Origin of the sequence: Micromonospora sp. C95 (assembly GCF_018070465.1) — a bacterium.
Taxonomy (GTDB): domain Bacteria; phylum Actinomycetota; class Actinomycetes; order Mycobacteriales; family Micromonosporaceae; genus Micromonospora.
Genome location: NZ_JAGPXT010000031.1, coordinates 21,417 through 37,079, shown reverse-complemented (window position 1 = coordinate 37,079; position 15,663 = coordinate 21,417). Strand labels below are relative to the sequence as shown.

Sequence of the window (15,663 nt, the reverse complement as noted above, 5' to 3'; positions counted from 1 at the left end):
GCAACGGGTGGCCTGAGCGGGCAGGATGGCGGCATGGCCGAGCCGCACGACCTGACCGCGCTGGAACAGGCCGCCGCGCTCGCCCGTGGCGAGCTGTCCAGCGTGGACCTCGTCGAGCACCACCTGCGGCGGGTCGACGCGCTCGGTGAAACGGTCGGTGCCTTCGTCACCGTCACCGCGGAGTTGGCGCGCGAAGCCGCCCGCGCCGCCGACGCGACTCCGGTCGATCGGCGGGGGCCACTGCACGGGGTACCGACCGCGATAAAGGACCTGACCCTGACCGCTGGGGTCCGCACCACCTTCGGTTCGGCCGCCTTCGCCGACTTCGTACCGCCCGTCGACGCCGACGTGGTGCGCTTCATGCGGGACGCCGGCCTGGTCAGTCTCGGCAAGACCACCACCTCCGAGCTGGGCTGTTCGCTGTACTCGGAGACCCTGGTGGCACCGCCGGCCCGCAATCCGTGGGCGTTGGCGTACACCGCCGGTGGATCCAGCGGCGGCGCGGCGGCGGCCGTCGCGGCGGGCCTGGTGCCCGTGGCGCAGGGCTCCGACGGCGGGGGCTCCCTGCGAATTCCCGCGTCGCTGTGCGGGCTGATCGGCTACAAGCCCAGCCGTGGCCTGGTCTCCGGCGGTCCACTCGGTTTCGGTGCCTTCGGCCTGCCGACAAGCGGTCCGCTGGGCCGGACCGTCGCCGACGTGGCCGCGCTGCTGGACGTGCTGGCCGAGCCGGTGCCCGGCGAGCCGTACCTGCCGCCGCCACCGCCGCCGGGCGGCTATCTCGCCGCCGCCCGGGCCGACGAGCCCGGCCCGCTACGGGTCGGCCGGTTCACCACCCCGATGCTCGCCGACGAGCCGGTCCACCCGGACTGTGTCGCCGCGGTGGACCGGGCCGCGGAGTTGCTCGTCGCCGCCGGGCACGAGGTCGTCGAGGTGCCGGCGCCGCTCGGTCCGCAGGTCTGGCCGCTGTTCGAGATCGTCTGGTACGTCCTCGCGCTCGCCCCGGTGCCGCCGCAGCGGGAGTCCGAGCTGCTGCCGCTGACCCGTTTCCTGCGGAACCAGGCCGCCGGGATCTCCGCCGGCACGCTCACCGCGACCCTCGGCGAGATCCAGGCCCAGGTACGCCTCGGTGCCCGCCGTACCGCCGGCTGTGACCTGCTGCTCTGTCCCACCCTGGCGGCCCCGCAGGCACCGGTCGGCTGGTTCACCCAGGGACGCACCCCGGCGGAGGATTTCGACCGGCAACGCCGTTTCTCCCCGTACTGCGCGGTCTTCAACGTCACCGGCCAACCGTCGGTCTCGCTGCCGGTCGGCGTGAGCGCCGAGGGGATGCCGGTCGGCGTGCTGCTCACCGGCCGCTACGGCGACGACGCGAGGCTGATCGCGACCGCTGCGCAACTGGAGACCTCCAGTGGCGGATGGGATCGGCACCCCGCAGTCTGGCGAAGCGTCGGCTCCGCTAACGTGAATGACAGCGGAGTCGGGAGGTCACCGCGGTGATCCGCCACCCGACCCGATCGAAGATCTCTCTTTCCGCCTGGGGGCGTTGGGATTGTCTGTAACCGACACGTTGCTGGTCTTCGTCGGCATCCCGGCAGCCATCGTGCTGGTGATCGCCGGCCTCGTCTACGCGGGCAGCCAGGGCGGTGGTGGCGGTGCCAAGCGTTACCGGCCGGGCCGGCCGTTCACCTTCACGCCGGTGTGGTTCCTCGGCCGCCCCGAGGAACTGGCCGACTCCGCGGGCACCGCGCTGTCAATGGGGGCACAGGCGCCCGCGCTGACCAGCCGCACGCAGGAACAGGCCGGTGCCGAGGCGCCGGTCGGTGGAACCGGAGGCGCAAGTGACCGTTGGTGAGAAGCAGCACGCGGCCGGGACGGAGAACCCGCCCGACGTGCTCGACGGGCCGTTCTCGACCCGCCAGCTGCTGCGCATCGACGAGGCGCTGCGGGTGGCCGACCGGACGACCGGCCTGGTCTTCTCCGTCTTCGTCGGCGGCCTCGACGAGCCGATCCGGGAGCACGCCGAGCGGTTGCACCGGCAGCTCGCCGAGCCCGAAAGGTCGGTGCTTATCGCGGTCTCACCCAACCAGCGGCAGTTGGAGATCGTCACCGGCCGGTACGCCCGCAAGCGCGTCCCGGACACGTACGCCAAGATCGCCGCACTGTCGATGGTGGCCGCGTTCGGTGGCGGTGATCTCGCCGGCGGCATCATCCAGGGCCTCGACCAGCTCTCCCGCTACGCGGGCAAGGGCTGAGCCCGACCCGTACGACAAGGCCCGGCCCGCGTCGCGCGCGGCCGGGCTTTTGCATGGCCAGGATTCCCAGCTTCACCTGGGCCAGGCGGACGGATCCAGCCGCATCGGCCAGGGTTCGGTCACCTCGACCGGATCGTCGGGCCCTACCGTGCCGAGCAGGTTGTAGTGGACACCTTTGACCAACTCGTAGCGGTACACCACCGGGCCGAAGTCGCCCCGTTCCACCCGCCAGTAGAACGGGATGCCGGCCTCGGCGTAGAGCGCGGGCTTTGTGAACCGGTCGTGGCGTCGGCTGCTTGGTGACTCGATCTCCACGACGAGGGCGACGTACGCCGGATCCGCCCACATGCCGTCCGGCGGCGCACCCGGCTTGAGCACCGTGATGTCCGGAATCAGGTTGCCGCCCGGGGCGCGGACCCCGGCCTCACGGATGATCATCCACTCCGTCGGTGCCGACGCACGGATCGCCGACCGGATCTCGTCCGCCAGCCAGTGGTGTCCGTAGCCGGCCGGTGGCGTCACGTGCAGGCTCCCGTCGATGATCTCGTAGCGATTTCCGTCCTCCGGCAATTCGGCGAGATCCTGCTCCCGCCAGCCGCCTTCCGGTGGGCGCCACTCGTATGTCGGTTGTGCCATCACGTGCACCTCCTTCGGCCACGATAACGGCCCGGGAGCGTCGTGTAACCACGACGCTCCCGGGCCGGTGGAGCGCTGTCAGGCCGTCCGGGCGTCCCGGGCCTGCGCGGCGAGGGCGCGGACCACGCCGTCGCGGCCCTCGGCGACCAGCCGCCGCAACGGCCCGGGGTGACCCTCCTGTGCCAGCCACGTGTCGGTGGCCTCGACGGTGTCGTCCTGCACCAGGTACGCCGGGTACATGAGCATGGCGAACTCCTGCGCCGGCTCGCTGTCCCGGGTCGCCCAGACCTGCCCGACCGTGGCGAAGTACCGGTCCCGGTAGGGCGTGATCAGCTCCACCTGGGTGGGGTGGCTGAAGCCCTGCAAGAGCGCCCGGTTCCGCCAGTTCGGCAGCGCCTCGGGGCCGGTCAACTGCGCCCAGACGGCGGCCTTGTTCGCCTCGGTCGGCACCAGTGCGTGCGCGTACGCGGCTTCCCGCTCACCGCTCGAGGTCTTGTCCCGGGACAGCTCCGTCTCGACCTCCGACGCCCCGGCCACGCCGTTGGCCACCAGCGCCTGCAACACGCTCCACCGCAGCTCCGTGTCGATGGTCAGGCCCGGGGTCACCTGGGTGCCCTCCAACCAGCCGCGCAGCACGGCCAGATCCTCGCCGGAGCGGGCCGCGGAGACGTACGCCCGGGCCCAGGCCAGCTGGAAGCCGCTGCTCGGCTCGGCCGCCGCGAGCGCGGTCTTCGCGGTACGGGCCAGGTCCGCCCAGCCGGTCGGGGCCCAGGCCGGGTCGGCGTAGAAGGTGAGCGCGCTGCTGACCTGGCGCAGCGTCGCGGTGACCAGGTTGATGTCGGTCTCCGCCGGCAGCCCGGCCAGCACCAGGGCGACGTAGTCACGGGTGGCCAGTTCGGCGTCGCGGGTCATGTCCCAGGCGGCGGTCCAGCACAGCGCCCGCGCCAGCGACGAGTCGAGACCGGCGATGTGCTGGACCACCGTGGCCATGGACCGTTCGTCCAGCCGCAGCTTGGTGTAGCTGAGATCGTCGTCGTTGAGCAGCAGCACGTCGGCCGCGCGCACACCGGTGAGTTCGGTGAGTTCCGTCAGCTCGCCGTCGACGTCGACCTCGTACCGCTCGCGGCGCACCAACCGGCCGTCGGTGAGGTCGTAGAGCCCCACCCCGATCCGATGGGTACGCAGGGTCGGGTAGCCCTCCGGCGCCTCCTGACGGACCGTCACCCGCTGGTACGTGCCGTCCGCGTCGACGGTCAGCTCCGGGCGCAGGGTGTTGACCTGGGCGGTCTCCAACCACTGGGAGGCGAAGGTGGTCAACTTGCGACCGGAGGCGGTCTCCAACTCGGACAACAGGTCGTCGAAGGTGGCGTTGCCCCAGGCGTGCCGGGCGAAGTAGGCGCGCAGACCGGCCAGGAAGGACTCCTCGCCCACGTAGGCGACCAACTGCTTGAGCACGCTGGCGCCCTTGGCGTACGTGATGCCGTCGAAGTTGACCTCGACGGCCTCCAGATCCGGCATCTCGCAGTAGACCGGGTGGGTGGAGGAGAGCTGGTCCTGCCGGTAGCCCCAGTTCTTCCGGATGGACAGGAAGGTCGTCCACGCCTCGGTGAACCGGGTGGCGTGCGTGTTGCACCAGTGGCTGGCCCACTCGGCGAACGACTCGTTCAGCCACAGGTCGTTCCACCAGCGCATGGTGACCAGGTTGCCGAACCACATGTGCGCCAGCTCGTGCAGGACGGTGTTGGCCCGTTGCTCGTACTCGAAGTCGGTGACCTGCGAGCGGAACAGGTAGTGCGACTCGGCGTGGGTGACGCAGCCGAAGTTCTCCATCGCGCCGGCGTTGAAGTCCGGCACCCACAACTGGTCGTACTTGGGCAGCGGGTAGCGCACCCCGAACTGCTCCTGGAAGAAGTCGAAGCCCTGCGTGGTGACCAGGTTCAGGTCGTCGGAGTCCAGGTACTGCGCCATGCTGGCCCGGCAGAAGTAGCCCAGGTCGATGCCGTCGTGGGTGTGCCTGACCTCGTGGTACGGCCCGGCGCACAGTGCGGTGATGTAGGTGCTCATCCGGGCGGAGGTGGCGAAGTGCACGGTCTTGTGACCTTCGCCGGCCGCCTCCTCCCGCTCCACCGGCATATTGGAGATCACCTTCCAGTGCTCCGGGACGGTGGCGTGCCAGGTGTAGATGCTTTTCAGGTCCGGCTGGTCGAAGCAGGCGAAGACCCGCTGCGCGTCGGCCGTCTCGAACTGGCTGTAGAGGTAGGTCTCACCGTCGACCGGGTCGACGGTGCGGTGCAGCCCCTGCCCGGAGTTGGAGAACGCGAAGTCCGCGTCGACGACGAGCGTGTTCTCGCTGGCCAGCCCGGTCAGCGTGAGCCCCTTCTCGGCCGAGAAGCCGGCCAGGTCCACCGGGGCGCCGTTGAGCGTCGCCGAGCGTACCGAGTCGGCCGCCACCTCGATGAACGTGCTGGCCCCCGGCTCGGCGCAGCCGAACCGCACCTCGGTGGTCGACCGGAAGGTACGACCGTCGGCGGCGTGAACAGCACTGGACAGGTCCAGACTGATGTCGTACCCGGTCACGTCGAGCAGGCGGGCCCGCTCGGTCGCCTCGACCTGTGTCAGGTTGCGCACTCCCGGCACTGTTCGTCTCCATCCCACTCTCGCCGTCAGTCACGGTCGCATGGTCCGTCGACCGCTCGTGACGGCCGGTCCGGGCCTGAGTCTTCCATGTACGGGTAGGCAGTGGTGGGCGAGGTCACGGGTCGATCCTCGCGTGAGTGCGGACGGCCGAGGAAAGATCGGAGGTACGCCGGTGAGTCGGCGTCACCATTGCGAAGGGATCTCGTCGTGAACGAGCGCGTCAGCGTAGACATGTGGTTCGACCCGATCTGCCCGTGGGCGTGGCTCACGTCCAGATGGCTGCTGGAGGTGGAGCGGGTCCGCCCCGTCGACGTCCGTTTCCACGTGATGAGCCTGTCGGTGCTCAACGAGGGTCGGGAACTGCCGGACGACTATCAGGAGCTGATGCGCAACGGGTGGGGGCCGGTGCGGGTCTGCGTCGCCGTGCAGCAGCGCCACGGCGCCGACGCCGTGCGGGCGCTCTACACGGCCCTGGGTACGCGGATCCATCTCGGCAAGGAGCCGCTCGGGCCGGACCTGTACGTCGCCGCCCTGACCGACGCCGGACTCGACCCGGCGCTGGCCGAGGCGGCCGGCGACCGCGACCTCGACCCTCCGCTGCGGGCCAGCCACGAGGCCGGTATGCGGCCGGTCGGCACCGACGTCGGCACCCCGGTCATCCACGCCCCCGGCCCGGACGGTCGGCAGGTCGCCTTCTTCGGGCCGGTGGTCACCCCGGCGCCCAAGGGCGAGGCTGCGGGTCGGCTCTGGGACGGTGTCCTGCTGGTCGCCGGCACCCCCGGCTTCTTCGAACTCAAGCGCAGCCGCGACCTCGACCCGATCTTCGACTGAGCGGCAAGGCAGGGCACCTTCTTGACGCCGCCCCGTCGAGGCCCGGCAGCGACGCCGCTGCCGGGCCCGGCGTCACCGGTGCGGTTACGGACTCGTTTGTCCGGATGTCCGCAGCCTCACCGCTCGTGGAGGTACCTGGTGGCCAAGCATCGTGCCCCGGTCGACGATCGCTGGAGTCGGGAGGAGAGCGGCGGCGGAGGTGTGCTCCGGCCGGCGCCGGACCGGATCTCGCCGACCTCCGGGAACGGTCGGGCCGGCACCTGGTCCGCTCCCCGGCAGGATCGCCGCCCGAACGCGGCCGGCGGGTTCGGGCGCAACGCAGCGGTGGGCGTCGCCGCGGTTCCCGCCACCTCGCGGTTGACCCCTCCCGGTCGCGAGATCCGCAACCAGGGGCCACGACCGGCACCGGCGCGTAGCCCCACCGTGGTGCCCGCGCCGACCGGCCGGCATCGACGGGCGGTGGAGACGGAGCGTTGAGGACGGCCCCCGCCACACCTGACGGGTCAGGCCGGTGACGCTGCTTTCATCTGGTGGGCGCAGGGCGGGTCCGGCGGCGGCACCCGACGCGCCGCCGGTAGCGTCAACGGTCATGACGGTCGTGCACCCGATCTCCCGCGCCTGGATCACCACCGGTGGTACCGGCGCCCAGAACTACGACGAGTTCGCCGACGACGCGGAGATCACCGCGATCATCGAGGCGAATCCGCACAGCGCCCTCGGCATCGAGATGCCCCACAAGGCACCGGAGAGCCTCGGCAGGTCCTTCGCCGACGCCCTGCCGGACGCGGTGACCCGGCTCGCGGAGGCGAAGGCCGACGGCAGCTACACCCCGGCCGAACAGGTGGTGGTGCTGTACCGGATCAGCGCGCCGGGCGAGGAGTCGGCCTACGGGCTGTTCGCCATGGTCGACACCGACCAGATCTCCACCCGGGCCGACGAACCCGGCCTGGTCATCCGCAACGAGGACGTCTTCATCGCGAAGGTGCGCGAACGGGTCGCGTTGGCCGAGGCGTTGGGGCACCTGCTCTCACCGGTGCTGCTGTTGCAGACCGGGCGCGGCGACGAGCTGCACGCCGCCCTCGCGGCGGCCACCGACACGGCCGGGGCACCCGCCGCCACCGACACCGACCAGGCCGGACGTACCCACGCCATCTGGCTGGTCGGCCCCGGCACGCAGCAGGACGAGTTGACCGCCCTGGCCGGTGGGGGCGAGTTGGTCGTCGCCGACGGCAACCATCGCAGCCTGGCCGCGCAGACCGGCGGGATGTCCCGGTTCCTGGCGGTCGTCACCACCCCGGCTTCGGTGGCCATCCAGCCGTACAACCGCCTGGTCAGCGAGCTGACCACCACCCACGAGGAGCTGCTGGAGCGGTTGACCGCCGCCGGGGCGCGGATCACCGCGGTCGACGGCCCGGCCGAGGTCCCCACCAGCGGCGGCACCGTCGTGCTCCAGCTCCCCGATCAGGCGTACGCGGTGACGCTGCCGCACTCCGGCGCCGGTCGCCTGGAGAACCTCGACCATGCCCTGGTCGAGCGGCTGCTGCTGCGCGACGCCCTCGGCCTGGACCCGGGCGACAAGCGGATCACCTACGTCGGCGGTGACTATCCGGCGAGCTGGCTCACGGGTGAGGTGCAGTCCGGTCGGGCCGAACTTGCCATCCTCATCGCGCCGGTGACCGTCGACGACTTCGTCGCGGTGAACCTGGCCCGGGAGAAGATGCCCCGTAAGAGCACCTGGTTCACCCCGAAGGCGCGCGGCGGCCTGGTGGTGGCCGAACTGGCCTGATCCGGTGCCCGTCCCACCGGGCACCGCCCCGGCGCCGCCTCGTGGGACGGGCCTGACAGACTGCGCGGTATGCGCGTCTACCTGGGATCCGATCACGCCGGTTTCGAGTTGAAGGTGCACCTGGCCAACCACCTCGCCAAGCAGGGGTACGAGGTGGTCGACATCGGCCCGCACGCCTACGACCCGGAGGACGACTACCCGGCCTTCTGCCTGCACGCCGGCACCCGCGTGGTGGTCGACCCGGGCAGCCTGGGCGTGGTCATCGGCGGCTCGGGCAACGGCGAGCAGATCGCCTCGAACAAGGTGGCGGGGGTGCGGGCGGCGCTGGCCTGGAGCGTCGAGACCGCCCAGCTGGGCCGGCAGCACAACGACGCCAACGTGGTCGCCGTCGGTGCCCGCCAGCACACCCTCGACGAGGCCACCGCCATCGTCGAGGCATTCCTGACGACGTCGTTCTCGGGCAGTGACCGGCACGCTCGGCGCATCACCCAGGTCGCCGAGTACGAGCGCACCCGGCAGCTGCCCGACCTGCCCTGACCGGCGACCCTTCGGCCGTGATTCCTGATCCGGGGTCGGCGACACCCGAACCCGGATCAGGGCGGGTCAGCGGCGGGGCAGTTCGTCGCGGGGGGTCCAGTTACGGCGGACGATGACGACCCGGTCCGCCGCCGCGGCGAGGTCGTCGTCGGTGGGCCGGGCGGCGTCCCGCGCTCGCATCGCCGCGGTCACGCTGACCTGCGACGAACCGGACCCGACCAGCCCGCGCAGCCCTCGCTCGCCTTCTTCGGCGGTGCCGTTGCGTCGCCCACGCGGCGCCTCACCGCCGTCGTGCACCCCCGCTGTGCTGGCCGCCGCGTCGACCCCACCACCCTGGGCGCCGTGCTGCCGGTGCCGTCGTCGCCGCCGTTCCCCGCCATCCGCCACCCCCCGACCGTACCCGTACCGCCGTCCACCCGCCCGCTTCGCCGATCATGCAGTTGTGGCCGTGAGAAACGGGGCGCAAGGCGGGCGGTGACGGGTCAGAAGATCTCCATTGCGGAGGGGGCTCGGTGCCAGGTGAAGGCGGGACCGGCGGCGGTGAGCGCGCCGGGGCGCAGCTCGCGGAGCCGACCGGTGTCGGCAAGCGCGGTCGCGGTCACGCCGCCGAGGTACAGCTCGCCGAGGCAGCGTACGTCGCAGGCCAGGTCGGCCGGTCCGGTCGCCGGTGTGCAGATCGCCTCGGCCGGCCCACCGCGCAGCCGCCACCGGCCGGTGTTCTCCGGCAGCAGGTGGTCGGTCACCTCGATGACCACGTCGATGTCGGTGGCGTAGCGTCGGGCGGCGAGCGCGACCGGCACGTCCACCACCCGTACCCACAGCGCGTCGACCAGCCGGCAGTTGAGTCGGCGTGGTTCGTTCAGCAGCCGCAGCAACGGCTCGTCCACCGCCGCCCGCATCCACGCCAGCCGTCGGGTGAGGTCGAGCGAGAGCAGCATCCGCCAGATCGCCAGGTACCCCGCCGGGGTGCTCGCCACCACCTCGTCGACCGTGGTGAGGCTGTTCGGGCCCCCGTCGTCCCATTCGGCCCTGGTGCGGAACAGCCCGTAGCCGTCGACACCGTCGGGCCCCTCGTGCAGCACCACCCGCCGCTCGGTGGCGCCGCCACGGTGCGCCTCCGGGTCGACGAGCACGTACCGCCACCACCGGTCGTCGCGCGCCGACCAGCCGGGCCGATCGGCGCGTACCCGCTCGTACACCCGGGCCAGCTCGGCCCGGCGGTCGGCCGGGCGGTCCAGGCACAGCCGGCCCTCACCGGGCATCGGCGCCGGTAGCCGCAGTTCCGTGGTCTCGCCGGAGACGTGGAACCGCTGGGAGGCCAGGCCGTAGCCGAAGCGCGGATAGATCCGGCCCTCGCTGGCCCAGAGCACCGCGACCGGCTCCCGGTGACTGTCGTAGATCTGACGCAGCTGGCGGTGCATCAACGCGGTGAGCAGACCCCGCCGACGGTGGGTGGGCGCGACCCCGACCATGCTCACGTGGGCGGCGGCCAGGTCCCCACCGGGCACGCCGAGCCTCCGGGTGAACGCGGTGGCGGTGGCCACCAGGTCCGATCCGTCACGTACCAGCAGGGCGCGTTCCGGTTCGAAGATCGGACGTTCGGCATCCTGGGCCTCGCTGTCGACCGGATGGTGGAACAGGGAACCGAGGAACCCGTTCATCTCGTCGAAGTCGTCGGCCTGGGCGGTCTCGATCGGCAGGGTGGAGGTGGTCACCGCTCGTGTCTAGCCGATCGGTGTGGGTACGGCGACCGATTTGCGGGCTGGCTACCCTCGAAGTCTCCAGCGGCGTCCGGGGGTGCCGTCGGTGGAAGGGGAGGGAAACGACATGGCCGAGCAGACGCAACCGTGGGCGGAGCGGACCGTCGAGGTGCCACCGCAGCCCGATGGCGGGGTGCCGCCGCAGCGCGACCCGTACCGCCGGGGGGTGGCCCAGGTCGGCGCCCGCTCGCCGCGTACCGAGCCGTTCCCGACGGTGGAGCACGCGCCGACCGGCACCGGCTGGCCGGGCGAGCCGGCGCCGCGCCAGCCGTTCAGCTGGCATGTGGCCCGCCTGAAGCGCGGCGGCGAGTGGAGCTTCGCGGGGGCGTTGTTCGCGTTCGTCTGCTGGGGGATCTGGGCGATCTCCGGCGGCGGTGACCTGGTCGGACCGGTCGTCATCTTCGTGCTGAGCCTGCTGGTCGCGGCCGGGTTGTTCACCCTGGCCCGGCTGCTCGGCCGGGTGGTGCTGGAACGGCAGTTGGGTCGGGTACGCCGCACCGCCCGGGGTGCACACCTGGTCACGGCGGTCTTCCTGACCGGCCTCGGTGTCGCGTTCCTGCAACAGACCCAGTGGATCATGGACGCCTGGAACTGGCTGACCAACTAGGCCGGTGCTGCCGGAAAGCGCGTGAGGTCTCCCGGTCGCCGGGCGGACCGACCCGTCGGCCGGCCCGCCCGGTGGTGGCCGCGTGGCACCGCGACCGAGGTCGTCACTCCACCAGGACGGCGGCCTGCTTACCCCGCCCGGCGCGATTCATCCCCGCGCGGACACGCTCGCGGTCGCTCAAGCGTTGAGGTACGCCAGCACGGCCAGCACCCGGCGGTTGTGGTCGTCGGAGGGCGGCATGTCCAGCTTGGTGAGGATGTTGTTGATGTGCTTGCTCACCGCCTTCTCGGTGATCCGGAGCTTGGTGCCGATCGCGGCGTTGGAGCGCCCCTCTGCCATCTCGCCGAGCACCTCCCGTTCCCGGACGGTGAGGGCGGCCAGCGGCTCCCGGCGGGCGAGGAGCTGTGTGATCACCTCGGGGTCCATGGCGCTGCCGCCCGCGGCGACGCGGCGGACCGCGTCGATGAACTCGCCGACGTTCGAGACCCGATCCTTGAGCAGGTAACCGACCCCACCCCGGGGAGTGCTGAGCAGTTCCCGGGCGTACAGGGGCTCGACGTGCTGGGAGAGCACGAGGATCGGTAGTCCGGGTATCCGGTTCCGGGCGGCGATCGCGGCCTGCAGGCCCTCGTCGGTGAACGTGGGCGGGAGACGGACGTCGACCACGGCCACCTCGGGCCGGTGCGTGACCAGGGCGGGCAGCAGGGCCGGGCCGCTGTCGACGGACGCGACGACATCGAAGTCGAAAGCCTGCAGGATTCGCGTCAGTCCGTCGCGAAGGAGGGCGTGGTCCTCGGCGATGACAACGCGCACGGCAGCTCCATGGTGACGACGGTGGGCCCACCGGGCGGGCTCGACAGCGCCATCGTGCCATCGAAGGCGGCGAGGCGACGCTCGATACCGCGCAGGCCGGTGCCGGCGGCGGAGTCGGCACCGCCCGCACCGTCGTCGGTCACCACCATCGTCAGCCGTTCCTCGACGTGGCGCAGCGACACCCACGCGTGGCGCGCGCGACTGTGTCGGACCACGTTCGTCAGCGTTTCGGCCACGGCGAAGTACGCCGCCGACTCGACCGGGGTGTCGAGCCGGCCGGAAAGGTCGGCGTCGACCGTGATCGGCACGGGCAGACTGAGCGCCAGCGCCCGCACCGCACCCTCCAGACCACGTTCCGCAAGTACGGGCGGGTGGATGCCGCGTACCAGGTGCCGCAGCTCGACAAGCGCCGTGCCGCTCGACTCGCGGGCCTCGGCGAGCAGCTCGTGCGCCGCGGCCGGATTCCGGTCGATCAGTTCGTCGGCGAGACCGATCATCATGCCCAGCGAGACGAGCCGCGCCTGGACGCCGTCGTGCAGGTCGCGTTCGATGCGGCGCAACTCGGCGGCCTGAGCGTCCACCGTGTCGGCCCGGGTCACGGTCAACTGGGTGACCCGCAGCCGGAGGTCGGCGGCCCTGGTCGGCGCGAGGAGCAGCCGGTCGAACAAGGCGTCGACGCGCCGCAACCACGGTGCCGACCACAGGCCGGCGGCCAGGATCGCCGCACCCTGCGGGACGCAGAGCAGCGCCTCACCGACCGAGTCGACGGACCAGGCGGTCCCGTAGCCGTACCAGCCGGTGCCGAGCCAGATCCACACCGGCGTGAGCGTCAGCCCCGCCAGCCCGTACAGCGGTACGGCCAGCGTGATCACGCCGAGGATGATCCCGACCAGGGCGCCCGGCACCAGCCAGGCCAGATCCCGCCAGGTGGCCGGGTCGGTGACGACCCACCGGAAGCGACGCCACCCGCCGGGCACGCTCCGGTCCGGCGGCGGATGGTACGGGCGCACCACCGGCACGCCGGCTCGACCGGCGATCCGCCGCTCAAGATCGGTACGCATCCTGACCAGGATCGTCGTCCAAGGCACCAGCGCCATGCCGAGGAAGGGCACCGGCACCAGCACCAACGCGACGATCGACAGGACGAGCAGCGGGACGTTCGTGAGCGCCAGCCCGATGGCGGCCAACCCGGCCCCCACCGAACGCATCCCCCGGCGGACCCACGGGGCCATCCGCTCACCAACTCCGGCCACGTCCACAGGTCACATTCTGCCCACGGTGGCCGCCGTTCGTCGGTGGTGCCAGCACCCCCTCGACAGCGGGGGACAGCGCTCCTGACGGCGCGGATCGTGGACGGTTCGCTGGAACCATGACGACCACGACGACCGGCAGCGACTTCGCCGCGCTCGCCCGCCGGATCACCGCAGCGGGACTGATGCGGCGCCGACCCGCCTACTACCTCCTCCGCCTGGGCATCGTCACGCTCATGTACGTCGGCGGCTGGACGGCGTTCCTCGTCATCGGCTCGTCCTGGTGGCAGATGATCACGGCAGTCTTCTTGGCCGTCACGTTCGCCCAGGTGGCACTCGTGGCCCACGACCTGGCCCACCGTCAGGTCTTCCGCACCAGGCGACCCAGCGAACTCGCCGGGCTGCTCGCCGGAAACCTCGGCGTCGGGATGAGCTACGGCTGGTGGATGGACAAGCACACCCGCCACCACAACAACCCCAACCACGACGACCTCGATCCCGACGTGGCTCCCGAGGTGCTCATCTGGGCCGCCGAGGCAGCCTCCGGCCGGCGCGGGCTGAAGGGCTTCATCACCCGTCACCAGGCCGCGTTGTTCTTCCCGCTGCTGACGCTGCTCGCGGTCAGCCTCAAGGTGTCGAGCGTCAAGGCCCTGCGCGCCGGCACGGTGCGGAGTCGCGGTGCCGAGAGCGCCCTGCTGGTACTGCACGCCGTCGGTTACCTCGCGGCGCTTCTCATGGTCCTCACGCCGCTCCAGGCCGTCGCCTTCCTGCTGCTGCACCAGGGCCTGTTCGGCGTCTATCTGGGCCTGACGTTCGCCCCCAACCACAAGGGCATGCCGCACCCGACCGGCGCCGAGGACTTCCTGCGCAAGCAGGTGCTGACCTCCCGCAACGTGCATGGCAACTGGCTCACCGACGCGTCGCTCGGCGGCCTGAACTACCAGATCGAACACCACCTCTTCCCCGCCATGCCGACGCCGAACCTGCGCAGGGCCCAACCCGTCGTACAGGCGTACTGCGCCGAGATCGGCGTGCCCTACGAACAGACCGGTCTGCTCGACTCCTACCGCCAGGCACTGCGACACCTGCACGAGGTCGGTGCCCCCGCCCGCGCGGAACATGCCGCACGGTTCGCCTCGGCACGGCGTGGATGATCCGAGCGGTGTTGTTCGAGCCGGTGTCGACGGGACTGTCCTTCCGGCACGCCGGCGACGAGTTGGTCGGTGACCTGGTTCGACCGTCCGCGCCAGGTCCGTACCCGGCGGTGGTCTTCATCGAGGGCTCCGTGCCGCCCGCGCCCCCGGCTTCGACGAACTTGTCGTCACCTGGTTGCAGCGCCGGCTCTGCTCTCGGTGACGGTGCCGGCTCTGCTGTTTGCCGTTGCCGGAGGCTGTCACTCCGCCAGGTAACCGGTGGCGGGGTCGATCTCGGCGAGGAATTCGCGGATCGCCGCCTCCATCTCGGCCAGGCTCATCACCGAGCCGTCGGACCGGGACAGCCCGAAACCGTACTCGTGCGGCCCGCTGAGCCAGTCGAAGTCGTACGTGCCGGGTCGGTCCGCCCGGGCCCACACCCGGAAGTCGTGCCCGTCGACGGTCACCAGGATCGGATCACCCTGCTCCTGGTCGGGCCGCAGCCACTCCGGCTGCAAACCCGGCTCCGGTGCACCGGACATGGCCACTCCAAAGCTCGTTGAGGGTCGGGATCAGCGACCGTGCGCCAACTGTTCGACCTGGGCGAAGCTGACCACGCGGTCACACTCATCATCGGTCAGCTTGTTTATCAGGGCCTTGGCGGCCTGCGCCTGCCTGGTGGTGGGCAGCGCACCGGCAACCAGGCCCGGCACCATCAGCTCGTAGCCCACCCGGGCCCGGGCCGAATACCGATGACGGGTACGCGCCACCGCACTCGCCACCCGCAGGGCATGCTCGTTGCCGGGCGGAACGTGCCGACGGTCCACCTCCCGGGCACCGAAGCGCATCCGGTGATGGAACTCGCACGTGTCGCACGCGGCCGGCCCCTGGGCCAGCCGTGATCCGCACGTCGGACAGCTCAACCGGTCGAGCGCGCCGTCGACGGTCCGCCAGTCGTACGCCGCCGGATCATTGACCACCAGCCAGGCCACCTCGACCGCCTCGGCGGAATCGGGTTCGATTTCGAGATCGAGGAGAAGACGTTCCCACGCCCGACGGATCTCCGCCTCGATCTCCGCGACCACGCGAGCCAGCAGCGCGCTACGCCAGACGCGGGAGTCACCGGTCGGCCCGTCGCCAGTCACGGTGGCAATCGTGGCAGCACCACGCGCACGAGGTGCCCATATTTCTCTGATCGCGGGACAGCGACAGTACGCCGCGTCTGCCACGCTGACGGCTGACTGGCCCTTGCTGTCCCCGCTCGGGCGGACAGGCGCGACTGGGGGACAGGACGTGGCGGAGCACCCGGCCCCACCACGATTCGGTGCCGGCCGAGCCCCGCCTGGCGAATCCACACCGCCTCGCGGTGGGGCAGATGGTCGTGGTCGGTGCGGCTGGACCCTGCTCATCTGGCCCGGCGG

The 15,663-nt window shown here is 71.4% G+C and carries 17 protein-coding genes; 9 read left to right on the top strand and 8 right to left on the bottom strand.

What is annotated here, in order from left to right; all coding sequences use genetic code 11:
* Window positions 1-33 precede the first annotated feature (33 nt).
* From KBX00_RS25355 to KBX00_RS25345, 3 genes are all read left to right on the top strand, one after another.
* Complete coding sequence (locus KBX00_RS25355; protein WP_210830567.1) at window positions 34-1,497, top strand: amidase; 1,464 nt, start codon at window positions 34-36, stop codon at window positions 1,495-1,497.
* Window positions 1,498-1,567: 70 nt separating this feature from the next.
* Window positions 1,568-1,852, top strand: a complete 285-nt coding sequence (locus KBX00_RS25350; RefSeq protein ID WP_210830592.1) for a hypothetical protein — start codon at window positions 1,568-1,570, stop codon at window positions 1,850-1,852.
* The gene (locus KBX00_RS25345) at window positions 1,839-2,252 is read left to right on the top strand and encodes a DUF5130 family protein (RefSeq protein WP_210830566.1); all 414 of its coding nucleotides are present in this window, start codon (window positions 1,839-1,841) and stop codon (window positions 2,250-2,252) included. Before KBX00_RS25350 ends, KBX00_RS25345 begins: the two co-directional genes overlap by 14 nt.
* Before the next feature lie 72 nt (window positions 2,253-2,324).
* On the opposite strand, the gene KBX00_RS25340 is transcribed toward KBX00_RS25345, so the two are convergent.
* Complete coding sequence (locus tag KBX00_RS25340) at window positions 2,325-2,888, bottom strand: Uma2 family endonuclease (RefSeq protein ID WP_210830565.1); 564 nt, start codon at window positions 2,886-2,888, stop codon at window positions 2,325-2,327.
* 78 nt (window positions 2,889-2,966) lie between these two features.
* The gene (gene pepN / locus KBX00_RS25335) at window positions 2,967-5,516 is read right to left on the bottom strand and encodes an aminopeptidase N (protein WP_210830564.1); all 2,550 of its coding nucleotides are present in this window, start codon (window positions 5,514-5,516) and stop codon (window positions 2,967-2,969) included.
* Window positions 5,517-5,732: 216 nt separating this feature from the next.
* Between pepN and KBX00_RS25330 the strand changes: the two genes are divergently transcribed.
* The 4 genes from KBX00_RS25330 to KBX00_RS25315 all read left to right on the top strand — a co-directional run bounded on the left by KBX00_RS25330 (window position 5,733) and on the right by KBX00_RS25315 (window position 8,679).
* The gene (locus tag KBX00_RS25330) at window positions 5,733-6,356 is read left to right on the top strand and encodes a disulfide bond formation protein DsbA (RefSeq protein ID WP_210830563.1); all 624 of its coding nucleotides are present in this window, start codon (window positions 5,733-5,735) and stop codon (window positions 6,354-6,356) included.
* A 138-nt stretch (window positions 6,357-6,494) separates the two neighbouring features.
* Entirely contained in the window at window positions 6,495-6,833 is a 339-nt protein-coding gene (locus KBX00_RS25325) for a hypothetical protein (RefSeq protein ID WP_210830562.1), read from the top strand.
* Window positions 6,834-6,945: 112 nt separating this feature from the next.
* Window positions 6,946-8,142: a DUF1015 family protein gene (locus KBX00_RS25320; protein WP_210830561.1), complete on the top strand. Its 1,197-nt coding sequence runs from the start codon at window positions 6,946-6,948 to the stop codon at window positions 8,140-8,142.
* A 69-nt stretch (window positions 8,143-8,211) separates the two neighbouring features.
* Complete coding sequence (locus KBX00_RS25315) at window positions 8,212-8,679, top strand: ribose-5-phosphate isomerase (protein ID WP_210830560.1); 468 nt, start codon at window positions 8,212-8,214, stop codon at window positions 8,677-8,679.
* Between the two features lie 66 nt (window positions 8,680-8,745).
* On the opposite strand, the gene KBX00_RS29740 is transcribed toward KBX00_RS25315, so the two are convergent.
* The gene (locus KBX00_RS29740; RefSeq protein ID WP_210830559.1) at window positions 8,746-9,066 is read right to left on the bottom strand and encodes a hypothetical protein; all 321 of its coding nucleotides are present in this window, start codon (window positions 9,064-9,066) and stop codon (window positions 8,746-8,748) included.
* Window positions 9,067-9,161: 95 nt separating this feature from the next.
* Window positions 9,162-10,394 (bottom strand): GNAT family N-acetyltransferase, encoded by a 1,233-nt coding sequence (locus tag KBX00_RS25305; protein WP_210830558.1) that lies wholly within the window; start codon window positions 10,392-10,394, stop codon window positions 9,162-9,164.
* Between the two features lie 112 nt (window positions 10,395-10,506).
* Between KBX00_RS25305 and KBX00_RS25300 the strand changes: the two genes are divergently transcribed.
* A complete protein-coding gene (locus tag KBX00_RS25300; protein WP_210830557.1) occupies window positions 10,507-11,046 on the top strand; it encodes a hypothetical protein in 540 nt (179 codons plus the stop codon).
* Between the two features lie 177 nt (window positions 11,047-11,223).
* Here KBX00_RS25300 and KBX00_RS25295 read toward each other — a convergent pair whose 3' ends face one another.
* Both KBX00_RS25295 and KBX00_RS25290 read right to left on the bottom strand, forming a co-directional pair.
* Window positions 11,224-11,859: a response regulator transcription factor gene (locus KBX00_RS25295; RefSeq protein WP_210830556.1), complete on the bottom strand. Its 636-nt coding sequence runs from the start codon at window positions 11,857-11,859 to the stop codon at window positions 11,224-11,226.
* On the bottom strand, window positions 11,811-13,091 hold the full coding sequence (locus KBX00_RS25290; protein WP_301548590.1) for a sensor histidine kinase: 1,281 nt from the start codon (window positions 13,089-13,091) through the stop codon (window positions 11,811-11,813). The genes KBX00_RS25295 and KBX00_RS25290 overlap by 49 nt, the downstream gene beginning before the upstream one ends.
* 137 nt (window positions 13,092-13,228) lie before the next feature.
* On the opposite strand from KBX00_RS25290, the gene KBX00_RS25285 reads away from it, so the two are divergent.
* Complete coding sequence (locus KBX00_RS25285; protein ID WP_210830555.1) at window positions 13,229-14,263, top strand: acyl-CoA desaturase; 1,035 nt, start codon at window positions 13,229-13,231, stop codon at window positions 14,261-14,263.
* Window positions 14,264-14,502: 239 nt separating this feature from the next.
* Here KBX00_RS25285 and KBX00_RS25280 read toward each other — a convergent pair whose 3' ends face one another.
* The gene (locus KBX00_RS25280; protein WP_210830554.1) at window positions 14,503-14,784 is read right to left on the bottom strand and encodes a hypothetical protein; all 282 of its coding nucleotides are present in this window, start codon (window positions 14,782-14,784) and stop codon (window positions 14,503-14,505) included.
* Between the two features lie 30 nt (window positions 14,785-14,814).
* Window positions 14,815-15,387, bottom strand: coding sequence for a hypothetical protein (locus KBX00_RS25275; protein WP_210830553.1), 573 nt, complete (start codon window positions 15,385-15,387; stop codon window positions 14,815-14,817).
* Between the last annotated feature and the right edge of the window lie 276 nt (window positions 15,388-15,663).

Bases quoted from the DNA above. Each gene is read 5' to 3' on its own strand.
- KBX00_RS25355 (WP_210830567.1), top strand. From the start codon at position 34: ATGGCCGAGCCGCACGACCTGACCGCGCTGGAACAGGCCGCCGCGCTC.
- KBX00_RS25340 (WP_210830565.1), bottom strand. From the start codon at position 2,888: ATGGCACAACCGACATACGAGTGGCGCCCACCGGAAGGCGGCTGGCGG.
- KBX00_RS25320 (WP_210830561.1), top strand. From the start codon at position 6,946: ATGACGGTCGTGCACCCGATCTCCCGCGCCTGGATCACCACCGGTGGT.
- KBX00_RS25285 (WP_210830555.1), top strand. From the start codon at position 13,229: ATGACGACCACGACGACCGGCAGCGACTTCGCCGCGCTCGCCCGCCGG.
- KBX00_RS25315 (WP_210830560.1), top strand. From the start codon at position 8,212: ATGCGCGTCTACCTGGGATCCGATCACGCCGGTTTCGAGTTGAAGGTG.
- KBX00_RS25300 (WP_210830557.1), top strand. From the start codon at position 10,507: ATGGCCGAGCAGACGCAACCGTGGGCGGAGCGGACCGTCGAGGTGCCA.
- KBX00_RS25280 (WP_210830554.1), bottom strand. From the start codon at position 14,784: ATGTCCGGTGCACCGGAGCCGGGTTTGCAGCCGGAGTGGCTGCGGCCC.
- KBX00_RS25290 (WP_301548590.1), bottom strand. From the start codon at position 13,091: ATGGCCCCGTGGGTCCGCCGGGGGATGCGTTCGGTGGGGGCCGGGTTG.